The organism is Anoxybacillus tengchongensis (assembly GCF_014201585.1).
GTDB lineage: Bacteria > Bacillota > Bacilli > Bacillales > Anoxybacillaceae > Anoxybacillus > Anoxybacillus tengchongensis.
In genome coordinates this window covers 52,932-74,318 of sequence record NZ_JACHES010000012.1, presented here as the reverse complement: position 1 = coordinate 74,318, position 21,387 = coordinate 52,932, and the positions used below count along the sequence as shown (strand labels likewise).

Sequence of the window (21,387 nt, the reverse complement as noted above, 5' to 3'; positions counted from 1 at the left end):
GTTAGTTTTGAATTAATGTTTTTCCTGTCATTTCTTTTGGTTGTTGTAACCCGAGTAAATGAAGCATCGTTGGCGCTAAATCGCCTAAAATGCCATCTTGTCGAAGCGTAATGCCTTTTTTCGTCACGATCACAGGCACCGGATTTGTCGTATGCGCCGTATTCGGACTGCCGTCTGGATTTAACACTTCGTCGGCATTTCCGTGGTCTGCAGTAATAATCGCAATACCGCCTTTTGCAAGAATCGCATCGACAACTTTTCCTAAACATTCATCGACTGCTTCGACCGCTTTAATCGTTGGTTCTAATTTTCCAGAGTGACCGACCATGTCCGGATTGGCGTAGTTTAAAATAATCGCATCGAATTTATCTGCGTCAATTTCTTTTAATAGCGCTTCTGTTACTTCGTATGCGCTCATTTCTGGCTTTAAGTCGTATGTTGCTACTTTTGGCGAGTCAATTAAAATACGCTCTTCGCCAGGGAACTTTTCTTCACGTCCGCCGCTCATAAAGAATGTAACGTGCGGATATTTTTCTGTTTCGGCAATACGCAATTGTTTTAACCCATTTTGTGACAATACTTCACCGAGCGTATTATCAAGGTTCGTCGGCTTAAATGCCACGTACCCTTTTACTGTTTCACTAAAGTGCGTTAAGCATACGAAAAATAAGTTTTTCGGATGTTTCGGTCCACGATCGAATGAACGGAAGTCGTCATTCGTAAACGTGTTTGAAATTTGAATCGCACGGTCAGGACGGAAATTGTAAAAAATGACCGCGTCATTATCTTGAATCGTTGCGACTGGCGTTCCGTCTTCACGGACGATGACAGATGGCAAGACGAACTCATCGTAAATGCCGTTTGCGTACGAATCATCGATGCACGCAAGCGGATCGCGATACTTCGGACCTTCGCCGTACACCATCGCACGATATGCTTTTTCGACACGCTCCCAACGTTTATCGCGATCCATCGAGTAATAACGACCCGATAATGTCGCGATTTCACCGACACCGATTTGTGCGATTTGTTCATTTAACTGTTGAATGTACGTTTTCGCTGTTTGCGGACCGACGTCACGTCCATCTAAAAAGCCGTGAATGTAAACGTTTTTTACGCCTTCTTTTGCAGCGAGCTTGAGTAAAGCGAATAAATGGTTAATATGGCTATGCACGCCACCGTCCGAAAGAAGGCCAAAGATGTGTAAATTTGTTCCATGTTTTTTCACATGGTCCATCGCTGCTAAAAACGTTTCGTTGCGCTCGAACTCGCCTTCGCGAATAGCGATATTCACACGCGTTAAACTTTGGTATACAATACGCCCAGCACCGATGTTCAAATGACCAACTTCAGAGTTTCCCATTTGCCCTTCAGGTAAGCCAACGGCTTCCCCGCATGCGGTTAACGTTGCATGTGGGTATTCATTCCAATAGCGATCAAAGTTTGGCTTTTTCGCTTGGGCGACCGCGTTGCCAAACGTTTCTTCACGAAGAGCAAAGCCGTCTAAAATAATTAATGCTACTGGTTTTTTGCTCATTTTCCTGCCTCCACGAGTTGTAAAAACGATTGTGGTTGTAAGCTCGCACCGCCAACAAGCGCACCGTCAATATGTTCTTCCGCTAAAAACGCACCGATATTTTCCGGTTTTACGCTACCACCGTATTGAATGCGTACCGCATTAGCCGCTTCTTGTGAAAATTTGTTCGCAATGACTTGGCGAATGTAGCCGCATACGTTGTTTGCATCATCTGCTGTGGACGATTTTCCTGTTCCAATCGCCCAAATTGGCTCATAGGCGATGACGACTTGCTTCACTTGTTCTTCCGTTAAACCTTCAAGCGCTTTTTCAACTTGTGCACCAACCACTTCGTTTGTACGGTTGCTTTCGCGTTCTTCTAACGTCTCTCCGCAACAAACAATCGGTACAAGTCCGTGTTTAAACGCAGCAAGTACTTTTTTGTTGACTGTTTCATCTGTTTCGGCAAACATTTCACGGCGTTCGGAGTGCCCGATGATGACATACTCCACACCGAGATCTTTTAACGCAACAGGACTGATTTCGCCTGTAAAAGCGCCTTGATCTTCAAAATGCATGTTTTGCGCACCAATTTTCACATTTGTTCCCTTTGTTGCCTCAACTAAATGGGCTAAAAATAACGCTGGGGCACATACGACCGTGTCCACTTGCTCGTTTGAAGGAACGGCATGTTTTACTTCTTCCACAAATTGAAGCGCTTCGTTTAACGTTTTATGCATTTTCCAGTTTCCTGCAATAATCGGCTTCCGCATCGCTTTTAGCTCCTTTCTTACTTATCATTTAAAGCTACGACACCTGGAAGTTGTTTACCTTCCATAAATTCAAGCGACGCCCCGCCACCTGTTGAAATGTGATCCATTTTGTCTGCAAGTCCAAATTTTTCAACTGCCGCTGCTGAATCCCCGCCGCCGATGACTGTATACGTATCTTTCGCGTCAGCAAGCGCTTGTGCGACAGCTTTTGTTCCTTCAGCGAACGCGTCCATTTCGAATACACCCATCGGACCGTTCCAAATAACAAGTTTCGATTTCAAAATGACGTCGCGATACAATTCCCGTGTTTTCGGACCGATGTCAAGTCCTTCCCAATCACTTGGAATTTCGTCGATATTGACTACTTTTTTGTTCGCGTCGTTTGAAAAATCGTCAGCTACGACTGCATCCACAGGCATGTAGAAGTTTACGCCTTTTTCTTTCGCTTTTTCCATGAACGATTTCGCTAATTCAATTTTATCCTCTTCTAGTAACGATTTTCCAATTTCATGACCGAGCGCTTTCACAAATGTGTACGCTAATCCGCCACCAATAATTAAATTATCGACTTTGTCTAGTAAGTTTTCGATGACACCAATTTTATCTTTTACTTTTGCGCCACCAATAATTGCCGTAAACGGACGGTCCGGGTTCGATAACGCCTTTCCTAACACTTCGATTTCTTTCTCCATTAAAAATCCAGCTACTGCAGGCAAGTGATGGGCAATTCCTTCTGTCGATGCATGTGCGCGATGTGCTGCACCGAACGCATCGTTTACGTATATATCAGCAAGTTCTGCAAATGCTTTTGCTAACTCTGGATCGTTTTTCTCTTCGCCAGGATAGAAGCGTACGTTTTCAAGCAACAACACATCGCCTTCATTCATTTCGGCAATCGCAGCTTTCACCGCATCGCCATACGCTTCATCTGTTTTCACGACACGTTTGCCGAGCAGTTCGCTCAGACGTTCTGCCACAGCATTTAAGCGCATCTCTTCAACGACTTTTCCTTTCGGACGACCAAGATGGCTCGCTAAAATGACTTTTGCTCCTTGCTCCATTAAATATTGAATCGTTGGGAGCGCGGCGCGAATACGCGTATCGTCAGTTACGACACCGTTTTGCATTGGCACGTTGAAATCGACGCGGCAAAATACACGTTTTCCTTTCACATCAATGTCACGGACGGTTTTTTTGTTCATGGAAAGGCCTCCTTATTCGTGTGATACATAGAAAGGGAGTGGGGATGATCCCCGCTCCCCTTCTCGGTATGTCCAACTATTTATTATAAACCGTTTTGGGCAAACAATCCAAAAAATTATAAGCCTTTTGATGCAATGTATGCAGCAAGGTCAACAACACGATGAGAATATCCTGTTTCGTTGTCGTACCAAGAAAGAACTTTCACCATGCGACCTTCCATGACCATTGTTGAAAGCGCATCGATTGTCGAAGAAGCTGTTGAACCGTTGTAGTCACGAGAAACAAGCGGCTCTTCGCTGTAAGCAAGAATGCCTTTTAATTCACCTTCTGCCGCTGCTTTTAACGCTGCGTTTATCTCTTCAACAGTTACTTCTTTTTCAAGTTCAGCAACAAGGTCAACAACAGATACGTTTGGTGTTGGTACGCGCATCGCCATACCATTTAATTTTCCTTTTAATTCAGGAAGAACAAGCGCTACCGCTTTTGCTGCACCTGTTGATGTTGGGATGATGGATTCTGCTGCTGCGCGTGCACGACGTAAATCTTTGTGTGGTAAGTCAAGAATTTGTTGGTCGTTTGTATACGCGTGAACAGTTGTCATCATACCACGGATGATGCCGAATTTTTCATGTAATACTTTTGCAAATGGCGCTAAGCAGTTTGTTGTACAAGATGCGTTTGAAATGACATGATGGTTTGCTGGATCATATTTGTCTTGGTTTACGCCCATGACGATTGTAATGTCTTCATTTGTCGCTGGTGCAGAAATGATCACTTTCTTCGCACCTGCTTCTAAATGTTTCGCTGCGTCTTCGCGTTTTGTGAAACGTCCTGTTGATTCAACAACGATATCGACACCAAGCTCGCCCCATCCTAAGTTTGCTGGGTCGCGCTCTGCTTTTACGATAATTTCTTTGCCGTTGACAACGATGTTATTGCCGTTTACTGTTACTTCTGCATCTAACGTGCCGTGAACAGAGTCATATTTCAAAAGGTGTGCTAACGTTTTTGCATCTGTTAAGTCGTTAACTGCAACTACTTCAATTTCAGGATTTTTTAATGCTGCGCGAAATACGTTACGGCCAATACGACCAAAACCGTTAATACCAATTTTTACTGCCATCGTTTTTGTCCTCCTTTGGAATTGTAGGAATATATTTTAGAGGGATGAATCATCCCGTACTAACTGTTTTGCTGCACCTTCATCTGTAATTAAGATGCACCGATTTGCCTGTTTCATATACGCTTGAATTGCTTTTGCTTTCGAAGCGCCTCCTGCGACTGCAATGACACAAGGAACGTGGCGTACATCTTCAAGTTGAATACCAACTGTATTTACTTTATGAACAACTTCTCCATATTGATTAAAGTAATATCCAAACGCCTCCGCCACCGCTTTATTTTGCTCAATTTTTGTCATTTCTGCTGGAGGGGTTTTTCTTCGCTCCGCCATTGTTTTCGCGTCACCTATACCATGAATGACGATTGTTGATGACTTAATTAATTCAAGCACTTCTTTAATAGCCGGTTCTTCAATAATTGATTGATACGTTTCAGCACTTAATTGATCAGGAACATGTAGCAAACGATAATGTCCCATTGCTTTTTCAGCCATGCGCGCACAAATCGTGTTTGCTTGATTTGTTACATCTTCTCCAAGCCCACCGCGCGCTGGAACAAATAGTACATCGCGGTATTTGACATCAGGTGTCATCATTTCAGCAACCGCAGCAAGGGTTGTTCCACCAGTTACTGCTACAATGTCATTTCCTTTTAGTGAGTGCTTTATACGTGAGACACAAGCTCTTCCCATCTCTCTTTTCACCCAAGGAGACTGATCACTATCACCAGCAACGACAATGACATCTTCGACAGGAAGTTTCTTTTTTATTTTTCTTTCCAACTCTTTTAGCCCTAACACTTCTCGCATCATGTCTTCAAGTTGCATGAGCACATCATTTCCTTCCGACGTCACGCTCATGCCTGCAGCTGTTATATCAAGCAAGTTTTGTTCCTTTAAAAACTGCACTTCCGACCGCAAGACACGCTCGCTAATTCCTAAGTTTAGCGAAAGCGTCCGCCGTCCGATCGGTTGCATTAAGCGAATGTGCTGCAAAATTTCATAACGTTTTTGCATAATAGCGAGAAGATCAGGCAACAATTTTCGTTGAACATCAATCCATTGTCGCATGACTTATTCTTCCTTTTCACTCACTTTTTTCTCTATCTGGACTATTTAAGTCCCACTACGTCATATTGTGTCCCACTTGGTCCAAAAAATTCACCCCTGCTACAACTTTATTGTAACAGGAAGTGAAATGTTATTCAACTGCTTCGTATTTGTTGTAATCGCTTTCTTATGACATCTTTGTGAATGCGACCATATGCGACGATTTCCCCATCAATTTCGATGACAGGGATGATGAGATGGTAGCGTTCGAGCCATTGCTCATCTTTATAAATATCGACTTCTTCCCATTTTACTTGTAACTCGCGAAGAATGTCTTTCGCTTCATCACAAAGACAACAGTTTTGTTTCGAATATACGACGACTTTCATGTTTTGTCCCCTTTATGCATATTGCTTTCGTTTCGAAGCTGGCGGAATATGAAGTTGTTCACGATATTTCGCAACCGTTCGCCGCGCTACACAAATATTGTAGCGTTGCTCGAGTAAGTCGGCAATGTTTTGATCAGAGAGAGGTTTTTGTCTATTTTCTTGCTTAATTAATTCCGCAATTAAACGTTTTACTTTTTCTTGGGACGCATGTTCATCTACACCACTTGTAAAAAAGCGGCGCATATCAATTAAACCGTGGGGCGTTTGCATATATTTATTTTTCACCGCGCGACTGACGGTCGATTCATGAATGTTTAGTGCCGTTGCAACTTCGCGCATCGTAAGCGGCTTCATATGAAGCAAGCCTTTCTCAAAATAATCGCGCTGTCGATAAATGAGCTCACATGCAATTTGTTCAATCGTCGTGGCTCGCTGAGTTAAACAACGTTGAATCCAATGGAACTGTTGTCTTTTTTCTTCAATGTATTTTTGAATGTGCGGATCATCCATCTGCACTTTTCGTTCATACGATTCATTCCATACGATTGTTGGAATGATGTCTTCATTGATCGTTACACTCCACACCCCATTACTATATGACACGATGACATCTGGCACAATGTACGTCATTTGTTCATCGTTATACAAACTTCCAGGGCGTGGATGGAGCGTACGAATAAGTTCCCACACTCGCTGTAAATCTGCTAACTCTACACCTAGTTTCGCTTTTACTTCTTTCCACTTTTTATGAACAAACAGCTCGAAATACTCCGTCACAATCGTCTCTGCTAGCTCATCTCTTTGTGGAAGACGAATGAGTTGTAAATATAAACAATGCGATAAATTTTCTGCCCCTACCCCAGCAGGATCAAGTGAGCGTAGCATATGAAGCGCTCGTGACACGATCGTTTCTTCTAGCTGAAGATGGCAAGCTGCCTCTGCAATTGTTGTATGCAAATAACCGTATTCATCAAGTGACGCAATTAAATAATCAAGTGCTTTTCTCTCTTTATCGCATATATACATTCCGACAAGTTGAGCATGCAAATGAGAAGCGAGCGAACGATTAAAAGCGCTTACATTTTCGATATAATGTTTCTGATCCGTCCGTTCTCGTCGCTTATTTACCATTCGTTTTCGTTCACGTAGCTCGATAAATGGATTTTCAAGCGCTTGCTCATGTAAAAGCGATTGTAGCTCTAGCGTCGAATATTGCAACAATTCAATCGCCTGTACAAGCTCTTTTGTCAACGCAACTTTTAGCTCTTGCCTTTGCGTTAATTGCATCTCCATTCATGCCATCTCCCTTCACCCTCATTTTATCATCTCTTTAAGGGAGAGACGATAAAAACATATTGGATGTTTTTTCTACTATGCATATGCACCGATGGCATGTTATCATTCTTATAGAACAAGCGAGCAAGCCTCGCAAAATTCATCTATTCGTCCGGTGTGGCTCACCGGACTTTATTTTTTATGTAAAAAACCCCTGCTTGCATAACAAGCAGGGGGTGACTGACGCCCTCGGCAGGATTCGAACCCACGCTAAGAGAACCGGAATCTCTCGTGCTATCCACTACACTACGAGGGCATAATGATAAATGCACTTACCATTATAGTGAAGAAGAAAAAAAAATGCAATAGCGGTGACGTTTAAAATTTCAAAAAGCGGAAACGATGAAAGAAGGGATGCAGAAGAAAAAAAGCGAATACATATAAATAAAAGGTATTTCATTTGACCTTTATTGACCTTTTTTGTATGATAAAAGTACATAAAAAACGATCTATCGGAGGAGGAAGAGCATGAACTTAATTCCTACAGTCATTGAACAAACGAGCCGTGGAGAACGCGCATATGACATTTACTCTCGCTTATTAAAAGACCGCATTATTATTTTAGGAAGTCCAATTGACGATCATGTAGCAAACTCAATCGTATCTCAGCTTTTATTTTTAGCAGCCGAAGATCCTGAAAAAGACATTTCCCTTTACATTAACAGCCCTGGTGGTTCGATTACAGCAGGCATGGCGATTTACGATACAATGCAATTTATTAAGCCAGACGTATCAACGATTTGTATCGGTATGGCAGCTTCTATGGGAGCATTTTTACTTGCAGCTGGCGCTAAAGGAAAACGTTTCGCATTGCCAAATAGTGAGATCATGATTCACCAACCGCTCGGTGGTGTGCAAGGTCAAGCAACAGAAATTGAAATTGCAGCGAAACGTATTTTATTCTTGCGCGACAAATTAAACCGCATCTTATCTGAAAATACAGGGCAACCGATCGAAGTGATCGAGCGCGATACAGATCGCGATAACTTTATGACAGCAGAAAAAGCAAAAGAATACGGTTTAATTGACCGCGTATTAACGCGCGTCGATGAAAAATAAAACAAGGCGGTGCGACCGCCTTGTTTTTATTCTTGTTCAACGTATTTCACGAGCTTGTTTAGCGCTTCCTGCTCATCTGGACCGTCAGCATAAATCGTGATTACTGCCCCTGTATGGATCGCTAAGCTCATTAATCCCATAATGCTTTTCGCATTCACTTTTTTACCGTCTTTTTCAATATAAATATCAGCTGAAAAGCGGTTTGCTTCTTGAACAAACAACGCAGCTGGACGCGCTTGCAATCCTGTTTTTAACCGTACTTCCACTTGTTTTTCTACCATCATGCATTCCTCCCATAGTTTATAAAGATTTATGAAAATCAATAGGCTGACCGGCCCGAAGTCGCTCGGCAATTTCATCTAGTTTGCGCAGACGATGGTTAATGCCAGATTTGCTAATTTTCCCGCCAGAAACCATCTCCCCAAGCTCTTTTAGCGTCACATCTTGATATTCAATGCGCAATTTTGCAATTTCACGAAGTTTTTCCGGGAGTTGATCAAGTCCAATCGTCTCATCAATATAACGAATATTTTCCACTTGGCGTAAAGCTGCTCCAATTGTTTTGTTTAAGTTCGCCGTTTCGCAATTAACGAGCCGATTGACTGAGTTGCGCATGTCGCGTACGATGCGAACATCTTCAAAACGCAGTAGTGCTTGATGCGCCCCGATAATGCTTAAAAACTCTGCAATTTTCTCCGCCTCTTTCAAATACGTAATAAATCCTTTTTTCCTTTCTAATGTGCGGGCATGTAAATAAAAAGCCGTGTTCATCAGTTCACAAAGCGATTCGTTATGTTCACGATATAGAGAGAAGATTTCTAAATGATAAGACGATGTTTCTGGATTGTTGATAGATCCCCCTGCCAAAAAAGCCCCGCGCAAATACGAACGCTTGCAACATTTTTTTTGGACAAGCTCCGGTGAAATGGAACGGACAAACGAAAATCCTTCTTCCATAATTTTTAAATCCGATAGCAATTCAGATGTTCCTTCGACAACACGTACGATATATACATTATTTTTCTTTAAGCGCATCTTTTTACGCACAAGTAACTCGACTGCTACGTTGTATCCTTTTTTTAATAACGTATAAATACGCCTTGCGATTGCAGCATTTTCTGTTTGAATATTTAACAATAAACGTCGGTTTGAAAATGAAATGGAACCGTTCATTCGAATTAAAGCAGATAACTCTGCTTTTAAACAACAAGACTTCACTTCGATACTCGTTAATTCCTTCTTTGTTTCTGATGCAAACGACAACGATTCCACCTCCTATACATGTGTGTCGTGCGAAGGAGGTGCAAGAAGCGAAACGAGCAACGCCGCTATTTTTTTCGTATCATGACGCACCGTTCCATCTCGTTCATCGATGAGCGCATCACAAATGACTTGTAAACCGAGCGCTTCTAACTCTCGTATATCACAAACGACCGGTGCGGCAAATTCTTTCGCATATCGCTCTTTTGTTTCTGGCAAAATCGGGGCATCATTGACAATGACTGCATCTAAAAAGGCACATGCCATATGATCATACAGCGCTTTCACATGATCGCTCGCTGTATAGTTTAATGTTTCCCCTGCTTGGGTCATGACGTTGCATATATATACTTTTTTCGCCTTCGATTTACATACCTCTTCGCCAATTTTAGGAACGAGTAAGTTCGGTAAAATGCTCGTGTATAAACTGCCGGGTCCAATAACAATTAAGTCTGCCGTCCGTAATTCTGTAATCGTTTCGTCAAGCGGTTCTATATTTTCCGGGGTTAAAAATACACGTTTAATTTGTTTCCCGGAATACGGAATTTTTGACTCACCTGATACGATCGTCCCGTCTTCCATTTCAGCATGCAAAACGACACTTTCATTAGCTGCTGGCAACACTTTTCCACGTACATTCAACACTTTCCCCATTTCACGGACGGCACGTACAAAATCGCCAGTAATCGACGTCATCGCTGCTAAAATTAAATTGCCAAGCGAATGACCTGATAACCCGTTTCCGTTTTCAAATCGATGTTGAAACAATTCGATAATAAGCGGTTCTACGTCAGAAAGAGCTGCAAGCACATTACGAATATCTCCAGGTGGGGGCATATCGAGTTCATCGCGCAATCTTCCTGAGCTTCCACCGTCATCCGCAACAGTAACAATGGCTGTTAAATCGACATCGTATTGTTTAAGCCCTCGAAGCAATACAGGAAGACCCGTCCCCCCACCGATGACAACAATTTTTTTCATCGATGCGTATCCTTTCTTTTTGCAATATCTCGATGTGATACGTGCGTTGTATACTCGTCAGCAAAATAACGTCCAATATACTCCGCTAACGTAACGGAACGATGCTGTCCACCTGTGCATCCTATCGCAATGACAACTTGACTTTTTCCTTCCCGTTTATAATGTGGGAGCATAAACGAAAGCAAATCCGTTACTTTTTCAATAAATTTTTGCGTTTCTGTCCATTTTAATACGTAAGATGATACTTCTTCATCCAAACCCGTTTTCGGGCGCATATGCTCAATATAATGAGGGTTCGGTAAAAAGCGAACATCAAAAACGAGATCCGCATCAATCGGCAGACCGTATTTAAAACCGAATGAAACGACATTGACAGAAAAAGTTGTCGTTGCAGGCGTCGCAAATGTTTGCACAATTTTTTCACGAAGTTCACGCGGCTTTAAGTTGGACGTATCAATAATCATTTGAGCACGCCCTTTTAATTCTTCAAGTAACTGTCGCTCAAGCTTTATCCCTTCAAGTGGCAATCCGCTAGGCGCAAGAGGATGTGAACGACGCGTTTCTTTATAACGACTCACAAGCGTAGCATCATTTGCATCTAAAAATAAAATTTGTGGGGTTACCCATGACGTTTCTGCCAAATCATCAAGTGCGGCAAAAAGACGGTCAAAAAAGTCACGGCTCCGTAAATCCATGACGAGTGCAATTTTATTCATTTTATTGCCTGATTCCCGAATTAATTCAAGAAACTTCGGTAACAACGTTGGCGGTAAATTGTCGACACAAAAATAACCTAAATCTTCAAAGCTTTGAATGGCGACCGTTTTTCCTGCCCCCGACATCCCTGTAATAATAACCATTTGAACATGTGCTGAACCTGTGCTCATCGCCCTTTCTCCTTTCTTTAACTCGGATCAAGCCGGTAAGACAACAACTCAAATTCCTCCGTATACGTAAACGTGCCATACATGATTCCTGTTCCCTTAATGACATAATCAATAATATGATAATCGCCTGGCGCCATCGGCAACGTTGGAATCTGTTCAATTGGATGCCAAGCGAGCTCCCCTTCTTCACATTGTAATACGTTTTCGCCGTCAAAATGTTCCGCAAAAAACGTAAACATCATCCATTCGGAAACGACTTCTTCCCCTCGTTTCATCACAAACGTAAATACCCCTTTTAATTGAGGTTTTTTCAAATAAACGCCTGTTTCTTCACGATATTCTCGCACACAAGCTTCACGTATCGATTCTCCTTGTTCCATCTTCCCACCGGGCGCTACCCACCAACCGCGCCGAGGTTTTTTTAACAAAAGAACGTGTCCGTCTTTTACTAATACACAGTTCGTCACTCGTTGCAACGTCCGTTCACCTCAATAATGAATATGTTTTTTCCATTATACTATTTCTTACAAAAGGTCACAAAGTATAAATTTTGAAACGTTTTCATGACCATGAGCAAAAAAGAAAGCACGGGACGAAAGCCCGTGCCAACAAGTGTATATAAAAAGGGGGTCAATTACTTACTTTTATCATACTCTTTTATTATTTCAAGCGTGTTACAGTTCAATTAAAGCAACATTACGTTTTCGTTACTGAATGTTAAGCTTTTCCTTTAGTTCTTCCACGTAATGTTGTGCGCTTTGTGCCGCAATGCTACCATCACCTGTTGCTGTAACAATTTGACGAAGCGACTTTTCACGAACATCCCCCGCAGCAAAAATGCCCGGTACTTTTGTTTCCATTAGTTCATTCGTTTCAATGTAGCCATTTTCATTCGTAATGCCAAGCGAAGCAAACGGCTTTGTCAACGGCACCATCCCGATGTAAATGAACACACCATCACACGGAAACTCGCGCTCTTCCCCTGTTTGTGTATGAACGAGCGTGACACTACCGACTCGACCATCTTTTTCGTTAATTTGCTTGACTGTATGATTCCAAATAAAATCGATTTTTTCATTCGCAAACGCTCGTTGCTGTAAAATTTTTTGCGCACGCAACTGGTCGCGACGGTGAACGATCGTCACTTTACTTGCAAAACGCGTTAAATATACACCTTCTTCAACTGCAGAATCTCCACCGCCTACAACGACAAGTTCTTTCCCTTTAAAAAACGCTCCGTCACATACCGCACAATATGAAACACCGCGTCCCCCTAATTCTTTTTCACCAGGAACGCCAAGCTTTTTATACTCCGCTCCTGTCGCAATAATAATGGCACGAGCTTTATATTGTTGATTACTTGTTACGACTGTTTTATATTCCTCGCCATCAATTACTTCTTTTACATCGCCATATGCATATTCAGCACCAAATTTTTTCGCATGTTCAAACATTTTCGTCGCCAGTTCTGGTCCAAGAATATGGTCATAACCTGGATAGTTTTCCACTTCCTCTGTGTTTGCCATTTGACCACCAGGAACACCGCGCTCAATCATAAGCGTTGATAAATTCGCCCGAGAAGTATATACTGCTGCTGTCATTCCTGCAGGTCCTGCGCCAATAATAATGACGTCATAAATTTTTTCTTGTGACACGTTTCTTCCACCCTTTCTTTATACATAGCTCTCCATTTTATCGTTTCCATATTTCTATCGTAATACAACAAAAGAAAAGGCGTCCATTAACTTGCTCATTCGTGCCACTGTTGTTTGATGATTTTTACATACTTTCCAACCGTCGCAACAGATACACCGTAACGCTCCGCAAGCATGCGCTGTGTCACACGTTGACCGCGCTGTCTGCGAAACATATATTCAAATGCCGCCGCCCACGCTTGATGATTAGAAAATGAATCGATCCCCTTCATCGCCTCGACAAAAAAAGAAAACCAAGCAATGTATAACGGCTCATATTCAAACCCATTATGTTGAATAAGCAACGTCACAATACGATGGGCATCGACAATATATGTCGGCACTTGTTGGTCATGGCCATATACGTAGTCGTTCCATTGCTGTAGAAGTGGATGAGACCATGACTGTTTTGGAAACGGACAATCATTTGTCATAAACGATTTGCTGATTAAATATAAAGCATATAAGGAAGAAGCGACATCTTGCTTTGCAAATAACGACTGAATGTGTTCGATCGTCTGTTCCCGATAACGCCACGGTTCGCTTCCTTTTTTATCTGGATGAAGCGCAATGAATTTGTTCCACATCGACTCCGCCAACATGCGATATCCCATATGATATGCCGCATATGCGTACCAATAATAAAACGGGGCATCCCCTTCGAAACCGCGGCGTTGTAATTGCCGCAACCATTGGAACGCTAAATCGTAGCGCCCGACAATTGCAAATGTCACCCCAAGCTTATACCGATGTTCAAATGAAATCGGATATACGCGCTGTAACGACTGAGTAAGTGAAAATAACCGCTCTTGTTCTTGTAAATAATACGAGAACACCGCATCGTTGCAAAGAGCATGCAAATTGCCTGGATTTTGCTTCAAAATGTATTCGATCGTTTGTCTCGCTTTTCCGACGTTTCCTTGATAAAAATAAGCTAGTGCTAAATTGTTGTAAGCTGCCCAATGCTCTGGATGTTGTTCGATCATTTCTTCAAACAAAGTAATCGCTTCTTGAAACTCACCTTTTTCAAGCAACGTACGAGCCTGTTCTTGCTTCATTAACATATCATCGTAATTCAGCCACTCATCATCGTCTTGTTCAATCGTTAAAATGTCTAATAAATCGAGCGTATACTCAGCAAACTCCCCATCCGGCTCGCGCTCCATATACTGTTCAGCATATTTCGTCGCCTCGCCAAATAATCCTAGATGGGCATAATTGTTAGCCAAAAAATAAAAACATTCCGTTAAATCATCATTATGTTCAATAACGCGCAATAGCCATTCATTCGATTGCGCATATTCCCCCAATTCTGACAATACAATCGCCAGTTGGCAAGCAAATGTACTTTGTTCTGGCTCGAGTTGCACCGCACGTTGCAAATACGCTTTCGCTTTACGTAAATCGCGGCGGCGATAACATGTGACACCTTTATTAAAAAAGTACGTACCGTCTTGAATAAACGGGATGACTTTTCCGACACGTTTTTGCAAATGTTTTTCCATCGAACCCTCCATGTTGATTTCTTTCACCGAAAGAAAGTATACCACATTTTCGCTTTAGAACAACATGGATAGGTAAAAAAGCGTCACCGATGACGCTCAGCTAATACGGAAAGAACATCATCGAGCGACACGCGCTGTTCACGCAGCAAAACGAGCAAATGATACAATAAATCCGCCGCTTCCCATCGCAGTTCTTCTTTTGAGCGATTTTTAGCGGCAATAATGACTTCAGCCGCTTCTTCCCCAACTTTTTTAGCGATTTTATCAATTCCTTTATCAAATAAATATGTCGTATACGATCCTTCAGGACGTTTGGCCTCACGCTCCGCAATGACCGACTCTAACACGTTTAAAATGGCAAAGCGATCTGGCTTCGCTATAGGTTTTTCATCGCTTAAACGATGATGAAAACAAGAATACTCCCCTGTATGACAAGCTGGCCCTTTTGGTTCAACAAGGATCAGGAGTGCGTCCGCATCGCAGTCGTAGCGAATATCAACAACTTTTTGCACGTTTCCTGATGTTTCCCCTTTATGCCATAACGTTTGACGGGAGCGACTATAAAACCACGTTTCTTTCGTTTGTAACGTTTTTTGTAGCGACTGCTCGTTCATATATGCTAACGTCAGCACTTCTTTACTGTGCGCATCTTGGACAATCGCTGGAACAAGTCCTTGTTCATTAAATCGCACCGCTTTGACATTCATCGAACATTTACCCCCTGTTTACGCACGTACTGTTTCACTTGTTGGACAGACGTTTCTTTATAATGAAAAATGGAGGCCGCTAGCGCTGCATCCGCTTGAGCGACTTGAAACACATCAACAAAATGTTGCGCGCATCCTGCCCCTCCTGATGCAATGACAGGAACAGACACCGCTTCACTCACTTGTTTCGTTAACGCCAAATCAAAACCGTCTTTTCCACCATCGCGATCCATGCTCGTTAATAAAATTTCTCCTGCTCCGCGCTTGACAGCCTCTTTCGCCCATGCGACAACTTCCCAATCTGTCGGACGGCGGCCACCGTGCGTATACACGCGCCACGACTGCATCGTTGGATCGTACTTCGCATCAATTGCCACGACGATACATTGCGAACCAAAAAAATTCGCTCCTTCTGTAATCAACTCCGGCCGCAATAGTGCTGCGGTATTGACAGATACCTTGTCCGCTCCAGCACGCAAAATCGTTTTCATATCTTCTAATGTGCTAATGCCACCTCCGACAGTAAACGGAATGGCAAGCTGCCCAGCGACACGTTGAACGACGTCCACCATCGTTTTTCGACCTTCATGTGACGCAGAAATATCTAAAAAAACAAGTTCGTCAGCTCCTTGTTCATCGTACACGCGAGCAAGCTCTACCGGATCACCCGCATCACGCAACGAAACAAATTGCACCCCTTTGACAACGCGCCCATCTTTCACGTCTAAACAAGGAATAATTCGCTTAGTGATCATTGCTCCACCGCCTTTAACGCCTCAGCGACTGTAAACTTTCCTGTATATAGCGCTTTACCGACAATCGCTCCAGCCACTCCTTCTGTTTCGAATTGCTTTAAGGAACGTAAATCATCGAGCGAACGAATCCCCCCTGAGGCGATGATACGTTTATTCGTCGCTTTGGCTAACCGAACGACTGCCTCGATATTTGGGCCTGATAACATTCCATCTGTCGCAATATCTGTAAAAATAAACGTTTCTGCTCCAGCGTCCGCGAGCTGTTTGCCAAGTTCAACAGCTTCGATCGTCGATGTATGCGTCCACCCTTCTGTCGCAACAAACCCGTTTTTTGCATCAATACCGATCACAATTCGCTCACCATACGTGCGAAGCATCGCTTTCACAAACGAAGGATTCGAAATCGCAGCGCTCCCTAAAATGACGCGTGCCACACCTTGTTCTAAATAATACGCCACATCTTCTTCTGTACGAATGCCACCGCCAATTTGAACGTTCACCCCTAACGTGTTCGCCACTTCAACGACAAACGCGTCATTTACACGCCTTCCTTCTTTCGCGCCGTCTAAATCGACCATATGAATCCATGTCGCTCCTTGTGAAACAAACGAGCGAGCCATTTCTACTGGCGAGTGTCCATATACTGTTTCTTGATTGTAATCTCCTTGCACGAGGCGAACACATTTCCCATCGCGCATGTCGATCGCTGGATAAATCGTAAACATTAGCCCCTCTTCCTTTCTACAACCCTCGCATAATTTTGCAATAGACGCATCCCGAGTTTTCCGCTTTTCTCTGGGTGAAATTGCGTGCCAAATATCGTCCCACGTCCAACGACCGCAGGAACTTCTACATCATATCGGGCACTTGCTAACACAACGGTTGGGTCATCCGCTTGCACATAATACGAGTGCACGAAATATACGTGTCCTCGCTCAACGTGATCAAAAAGCGGGGACGGCTGATGGAAAACGAGTTCGTTCCATCCCATATGCGGTACTTTATATCGCTTTCCTTCTTTTGTCATCCCCGCAAAGCGAACGACGCGGCCTGGGAGTAACTGCAATCCCGACGTCAAACCATTTTCTTCGCTTTCTTCAAACAAAAGTTGCATGCCTAAACAAATACCAAGAAGCGGTTTCCCTGTCGCGACTTGTTCGCGAATGAAAGAGTCAAGCTTCGTTTCCGTTAAAATATGCATCGCATCTTTAAATGAACCAACACCAGGCAAAATGAAACCATCTGCTTGACGCAATTTGCTTGGATCACCTGCAACGATATACGGCACGTTTAATCGCTCTAGTGCTTTACTGACGCTATATAAATTGCCCATGCCATAATCAATAATGCCGATCATTTACAACATTCCTTTCGTTGACGGTACAGATGTAACGCGTGGATCAATCATCGTGGCTTCATCTAGCGCGCGTGCAAGTGCTTTAAATACCGCCTCAATCATATGATGTGTATTACGTCCATAATGAACGATGACATGTACGTTCATTCGCGCTTCTAATGCTAGTTTCCATAAAAATTCATGCACTAGCTCGACGTCAAACGCCCCGACTTTTTGACTTGGAAACTCCCCACGAAACTCAAGATGCGGACGATTGCTCACATCAATAACGACTTGCGCAAGCGCATCGTCCATCGGAACGAACGCATTTCCGTATCGTCTAATTCCTTTTTTATCACCGAGTGCTTGGCGAATCGCTTGCCCTAAACAAATACCAATATCTTCTGTCGTATGATGATCGTCAATATGTGTGTCTCCCTTTGCATGAACAAATAAATTGAAATGGCCATGCTTTGTAAATAAATCAAGCATATGTGTTAAAAATGGGACACCTGTTTCTAACTCCGCTTTTCCTTCCCCATCAATCGTAAACGTAAGCTCAATTTGTGTTTCATTTGTCGCTCGTTGAATGGTTGCTGTCCGCATCATTTGTCTCCCCTTTTTAATCGTTCCTCTACTGCTCGTGCATGTGCTTCAAGCCCTTCTAATCGTGCAAACGCCGCAATTTTTGCCGCATGTTGCTGCCATGCTTGTTGACTATAAAAAATGATGCTTGATTTTTTCATAAATGCCTCAACGGTTAGCCCAGACGAAAAACGGGCGGTCCCATTTGTCGGCAACACATGATTCGTCCCCGCAAAATAATCTCCTACAGGTTCAGAACTGTACGGACCTAAAAAGATGGCACCCGCATGTCGAATGTCACTTAATATTTCAAACGGTTCAGCCGTCATCACTTCTAAATGTTCTGGTGCTAATTCATTTACAACATCAATCGCCTGTTTCATCGTATCGGTCACATAAATGACACCATATTCATTCATTGCTTTTTGGGCAATTTCTTTTCGTGGAAGGGTGGCAAGCTGTTTTTCCACCTCTTCTTCTACTTTTAAAGCAAGTTGTAAAGACGGTGTCACCAATATACTAACTGCTCGTTCATCATGTTCTGCTTGCGATAATAAATCGGCTGCAATTTCGTTCGGCTTTGCTGTTTCATCAGCGAGCACGACAATTTCACTCGGCCCCGCAATCATATCAATGTCAACTTGACCGAACACTTCCCTTTTAGCAAGTGCGACATAAATGTTTCCAGGTCCAAAAATTTTATCGACTGGCTCGATCGTCTCCGTACCGTATGCTAGTGCTGCAATTGCTTGGGCGCCGCCAACTTTATATATCTCTTGAACACCGAGTTCACATGCCGCAACAAGAACAGCCGCAGGCAACGTTCCACGTTCATTTGGCGGGGAAACGATGACAATACGCTTCACTCCAGCTACTTGCGCGGGAATGACATTCATAAGCACCGATGATGGATAAGCGGCTGTTCCGCCCGGCACATATAAACCGACTGCATCAAGCGGTGTTACTTTTTGTCCGAGAATCGTTCCATCGTCACGCGTCATAAACCACGATGTCATTCGTTGACGTTCATGATATTCTCGAATATTTTGTGCCGCTTCACGAATGATATGAACCATGTTCTCATCAACTAGCCAATATGCTTCTTCAATTTCTTCTTGGGTGACGGCAAACGTATCAAGTGAAATGCCATCAAACATTTCCGTATATTTTTTTAATGCGCCATCTCCGTTGTTTCGCACATCATCAATAATCCGTTTGACTGCTTGTCTTTGCTCTTCCGTTCCACTTTCGATCGTCCGTCGAAGCGATACGGTCCCTTGTACACGTTCAATTTTCATTGCACTCCCCCGCTTTCTCGATCGCGTATGTTAAACGATCAACCATTTGTTCAATCGCTCGATCTTGCATGCGATAACTAACCGGATTTACAATAAAGCGCGATGTCACATCAACAATTCGCTCTAATTCAACGAGCCCGTTTTCTTTTAACGTTCGCCCTGTCGAAACAATGTCAACAATTCGTTCGGCTAAGCCAATGAGTGGGGCTAATTCAACAGACCCGTTTAATTTAATAATTTCTACTTGTTCCCCTTGCTCGCGAAAATAAGTGGATGCGATATTTGGATATTTTGTTGCCACTCTTGGCGCAATCGGGTGAACGCGCGTATTCGGGAGCCCTGCCACCGCCAAATAACAAGGACTTATGCGCAAATCTAACATTTCATACACATCTCGCTCTTCCTCAAGGAGCACATCTTTACCGGCAATGCCGACATCAGCAACCCCATGTTCAACATATGTCACAACGTCCATCGGCTTCGCTAAAATAAAGCGCAGCTGTTCATTCGGGACGTCAATCATTAGTTTTCGAGAATGTTCTAAGTCATCAGGAATTTCATAACCCGCTTGTTTTAACAATACGAGCGCCTCCGTAAAAATACGTCCTTTTGGCATCGCAACCGTCAGCATCATCGTTCATCCTTTCCGCGTTTCCCTAATACGTACACTACATCGTCAAATGATGCAGTAAATTGATCCATATCTTGAATACCTGCCACTTGTTGCAATACGACTTTTTCCCCTTTTCGTCTCATTTCTGCTGCTTTCGCATACGCCTCCGCAAAACGTTCTTGACTAAAAATAATACACGTCGTTTTTTCATCATTTCGCCCTTCGCCAAGCGCTTCCATTAAGCGATCTAAACGGACGCTAAACCCTGTCGCAGGCGAGGGGCGGTGAAATTTCGCTAACAATTCATCATATCGTCCGCCGTTCCCAAGTAAAAACCCAACGTTTTTCGCGTACACTTCAAACAGGACGCCGGTATAGTAACTCATATGGCTCACTAGACTCATGTCTAATTTCACCATATCGGTGACGCCGTATTGGTTAATATGTGCCCATAGTAGTTCTAATTCATCAACTGCCCGTCGCTCCACTTCTGTTGTCGCAAATGTTTTTGCTTCCGCAACGACTTCCCCTCCTCCTCTCAACGTTAAAAGACGTAAAAGGCGATCACGGTCAATCGAGGAGAGCGGCAACGATTTGACGTGCTCTCGATAGCCAACATAATTTTTTTCATATAAAAAACGACGCAACGTTTCTACACGTTGTTCGTGACGCAAAATATCGAAAAACAACGCATCAACATAGCCAATATGACCGATCGTCACAGTGAAATCGCGCAATCCTGCCCGCTTTAAAGCAAAAATCATTAAACTAATCACTTCTGCATCAGCATACATCGTACCGTCGCCAATGTATTCCACCCCCACTTGCTCAAACTCTGCTGGTCTTCCTCCTTCACGCTGCTGAGCGCGAAACACATTCGCCGCATACGCTAAACGAAGCGGACACCCTTCCTTATATAATTTCGATGCTGCTAGGCGAGCAATGGGAGCAGTCATATCTGGACGCAACACGAGCGTATGCCCTTCCCGATCGAGCAACTTAAACAACTGCTGATCTAAAATTGCCGATGCAGCGCCAACCGTTTCATCATATTCTAACGTCGGTGTTTCAATAAACGAATATCCCCACGTTTCAATTTCTTTCATCATTGCTTCCCGCAATGCACGTTTTGTTTTATATACATCTGGCAACGTATCTCGCATGCCGAGCGGTTTTTCAAACATAAATACTCTCATTTTCTTCCCGTCCTTCTTTTACTTTAGTTCGCTAATATATTAGCAAAGTAAAGTTTGTTATTTGTAGTTTACTCCTCGTTTTTCGTTTCGTCAACTACAAACTCATTCGATTTTTTTCGACTTAA

The 21,387-nt window shown here is 43.1% G+C and carries 23 protein-coding genes and 1 tRNA gene; 1 reads left to right on the top strand and 23 read right to left on the bottom strand.

Annotation, left to right across the window (positions count from 1 at the left end; translation table 11 throughout):
- Position 1: 1 nt before the first annotated feature.
- The 8 genes from gpmI to HNQ82_RS12340 all read right to left on the bottom strand — a co-directional run bounded on the left by gpmI (position 2) and on the right by HNQ82_RS12340 (position 7,642).
- Positions 2-1,537 carry a 2,3-bisphosphoglycerate-independent phosphoglycerate mutase gene (gpmI, locus tag HNQ82_RS12375; RefSeq protein WP_183250015.1) on the bottom strand — a complete coding sequence of 512 codons (1,536 nt, stop codon included), beginning with the start codon at positions 1,535-1,537 and terminating at the stop codon, positions 2-4.
- Positions 1,534-2,289 (bottom strand): triose-phosphate isomerase, encoded by a 756-nt coding sequence (gene tpiA, locus HNQ82_RS12370; protein ID WP_183250013.1) that lies wholly within the window; start codon positions 2,287-2,289, stop codon positions 1,534-1,536. Before tpiA ends, gpmI begins: the two co-directional genes overlap by 4 nt.
- A gap of 17 nt (positions 2,290-2,306) precedes the next feature.
- A complete protein-coding gene (locus tag HNQ82_RS12365) occupies positions 2,307-3,491 on the bottom strand; it encodes a phosphoglycerate kinase (RefSeq protein ID WP_183250011.1) in 1,185 nt (394 codons plus the stop codon).
- Between the two features lie 116 nt (positions 3,492-3,607).
- Entirely contained in the window at positions 3,608-4,615 is a 1,008-nt protein-coding gene (gene gap, locus HNQ82_RS12360; protein WP_183250009.1) for a type I glyceraldehyde-3-phosphate dehydrogenase, read from the bottom strand.
- Between the two features lie 36 nt (positions 4,616-4,651).
- Complete coding sequence (locus HNQ82_RS12355) at positions 4,652-5,683, bottom strand: sugar-binding transcriptional regulator (protein ID WP_183250008.1); 1,032 nt, start codon at positions 5,681-5,683, stop codon at positions 4,652-4,654.
- A 134-nt stretch (positions 5,684-5,817) separates the two neighbouring features.
- Entirely contained in the window at positions 5,818-6,051 is a 234-nt protein-coding gene (locus tag HNQ82_RS12350) for a glutaredoxin family protein (RefSeq protein WP_183250005.1), read from the bottom strand.
- 12 nt (positions 6,052-6,063) lie between these two features.
- Complete coding sequence (gene rpoN, locus HNQ82_RS12345; protein ID WP_183250003.1) at positions 6,064-7,344, bottom strand: RNA polymerase factor sigma-54; 1,281 nt, start codon at positions 7,342-7,344, stop codon at positions 6,064-6,066.
- Between the two features lie 226 nt (positions 7,345-7,570).
- A tRNA-Arg gene (locus HNQ82_RS12340) sits at positions 7,571-7,642 on the bottom strand.
- A 212-nt stretch (positions 7,643-7,854) separates the two neighbouring features.
- Between HNQ82_RS12340 and clpP the strand changes: the two genes are divergently transcribed.
- The gene (gene clpP / locus HNQ82_RS12335) at positions 7,855-8,445 is read left to right on the top strand and encodes an ATP-dependent Clp endopeptidase proteolytic subunit ClpP (protein WP_004892507.1); all 591 of its coding nucleotides are present in this window, start codon (positions 7,855-7,857) and stop codon (positions 8,443-8,445) included.
- 26 nt (positions 8,446-8,471) lie between these two features.
- Here clpP and HNQ82_RS12330 read toward each other — a convergent pair whose 3' ends face one another.
- The 15 genes from HNQ82_RS12330 to HNQ82_RS12260 all read right to left on the bottom strand — a co-directional run bounded on the left by HNQ82_RS12330 (position 8,472) and on the right by HNQ82_RS12260 (position 21,262).
- A complete protein-coding gene (locus HNQ82_RS12330) occupies positions 8,472-8,726 on the bottom strand; it encodes an HPr family phosphocarrier protein (RefSeq protein ID WP_032101174.1) in 255 nt (84 codons plus the stop codon).
- Between the two features lie 19 nt (positions 8,727-8,745).
- Positions 8,746-9,708 carry a DNA-binding protein WhiA gene (whiA, locus tag HNQ82_RS12325; protein WP_183250001.1) on the bottom strand — a complete coding sequence of 321 codons (963 nt, stop codon included), beginning with the start codon at positions 9,706-9,708 and terminating at the stop codon, positions 8,746-8,748.
- A gap of 12 nt (positions 9,709-9,720) precedes the next feature.
- Entirely contained in the window at positions 9,721-10,686 is a 966-nt protein-coding gene (locus HNQ82_RS12320) for a gluconeogenesis factor YvcK family protein (protein WP_183249999.1), read from the bottom strand.
- Positions 10,683-11,573, bottom strand: a complete 891-nt coding sequence (gene rapZ, locus HNQ82_RS12315) for an RNase adapter RapZ (RefSeq protein ID WP_183249996.1) — start codon at positions 11,571-11,573, stop codon at positions 10,683-10,685. The genes HNQ82_RS12320 and rapZ overlap by 4 nt, the downstream gene beginning before the upstream one ends.
- A gap of 17 nt (positions 11,574-11,590) precedes the next feature.
- A complete protein-coding gene (locus tag HNQ82_RS12310; protein ID WP_032101178.1) occupies positions 11,591-12,049 on the bottom strand; it encodes an NUDIX hydrolase in 459 nt (152 codons plus the stop codon).
- 231 nt (positions 12,050-12,280) lie between these two features.
- A complete protein-coding gene (trxB, locus tag HNQ82_RS12305; RefSeq protein WP_055441740.1) occupies positions 12,281-13,228 on the bottom strand; it encodes a thioredoxin-disulfide reductase in 948 nt (315 codons plus the stop codon).
- A gap of 95 nt (positions 13,229-13,323) precedes the next feature.
- Positions 13,324-14,772, bottom strand: a complete 1,449-nt coding sequence (locus HNQ82_RS12300; RefSeq protein ID WP_183249994.1) for a tetratricopeptide repeat protein — start codon at positions 14,770-14,772, stop codon at positions 13,324-13,326.
- Positions 14,773-14,855: 83 nt separating this feature from the next.
- Entirely contained in the window at positions 14,856-15,479 is a 624-nt protein-coding gene (gene hisIE / locus HNQ82_RS12295; protein ID WP_032101181.1) for a bifunctional phosphoribosyl-AMP cyclohydrolase/phosphoribosyl-ATP diphosphatase HisIE, read from the bottom strand.
- Positions 15,476-16,234, bottom strand: coding sequence for an imidazole glycerol phosphate synthase subunit HisF (gene hisF, locus HNQ82_RS12290; protein WP_183249992.1), 759 nt, complete (start codon positions 16,232-16,234; stop codon positions 15,476-15,478). Before hisF ends, hisIE begins: the two co-directional genes overlap by 4 nt.
- Positions 16,231-16,959 (bottom strand): 1-(5-phosphoribosyl)-5-[(5-phosphoribosylamino)methylideneamino]imidazole-4-carboxamide isomerase, encoded by a 729-nt coding sequence (hisA, locus tag HNQ82_RS12285; protein ID WP_183249989.1) that lies wholly within the window; start codon positions 16,957-16,959, stop codon positions 16,231-16,233. The genes hisF and hisA overlap by 4 nt, the downstream gene beginning before the upstream one ends.
- A complete protein-coding gene (gene hisH, locus HNQ82_RS12280; RefSeq protein WP_183249987.1) occupies positions 16,959-17,591 on the bottom strand; it encodes an imidazole glycerol phosphate synthase subunit HisH in 633 nt (210 codons plus the stop codon). Before hisH ends, hisA begins: the two co-directional genes overlap by 1 nt.
- Positions 17,592-18,179 (bottom strand): imidazoleglycerol-phosphate dehydratase HisB, encoded by a 588-nt coding sequence (gene hisB / locus HNQ82_RS12275; protein ID WP_032101185.1) that lies wholly within the window; start codon positions 18,177-18,179, stop codon positions 17,592-17,594. It lies immediately after the preceding gene.
- Positions 18,176-19,453 (bottom strand): histidinol dehydrogenase, encoded by a 1,278-nt coding sequence (hisD, locus tag HNQ82_RS12270; protein WP_183249985.1) that lies wholly within the window; start codon positions 19,451-19,453, stop codon positions 18,176-18,178. Before hisD ends, hisB begins: the two co-directional genes overlap by 4 nt.
- The gene (gene hisG / locus HNQ82_RS12265) at positions 19,443-20,084 is read right to left on the bottom strand and encodes an ATP phosphoribosyltransferase (protein ID WP_183249983.1); all 642 of its coding nucleotides are present in this window, start codon (positions 20,082-20,084) and stop codon (positions 19,443-19,445) included. The genes hisD and hisG overlap by 11 nt, the downstream gene beginning before the upstream one ends.
- Positions 20,084-21,262 (bottom strand): ATP phosphoribosyltransferase regulatory subunit, encoded by a 1,179-nt coding sequence (locus HNQ82_RS12260; protein ID WP_183249981.1) that lies wholly within the window; start codon positions 21,260-21,262, stop codon positions 20,084-20,086. The genes hisG and HNQ82_RS12260 overlap by 1 nt, the downstream gene beginning before the upstream one ends.
- Between the last annotated feature and the right edge of the window lie 125 nt (positions 21,263-21,387).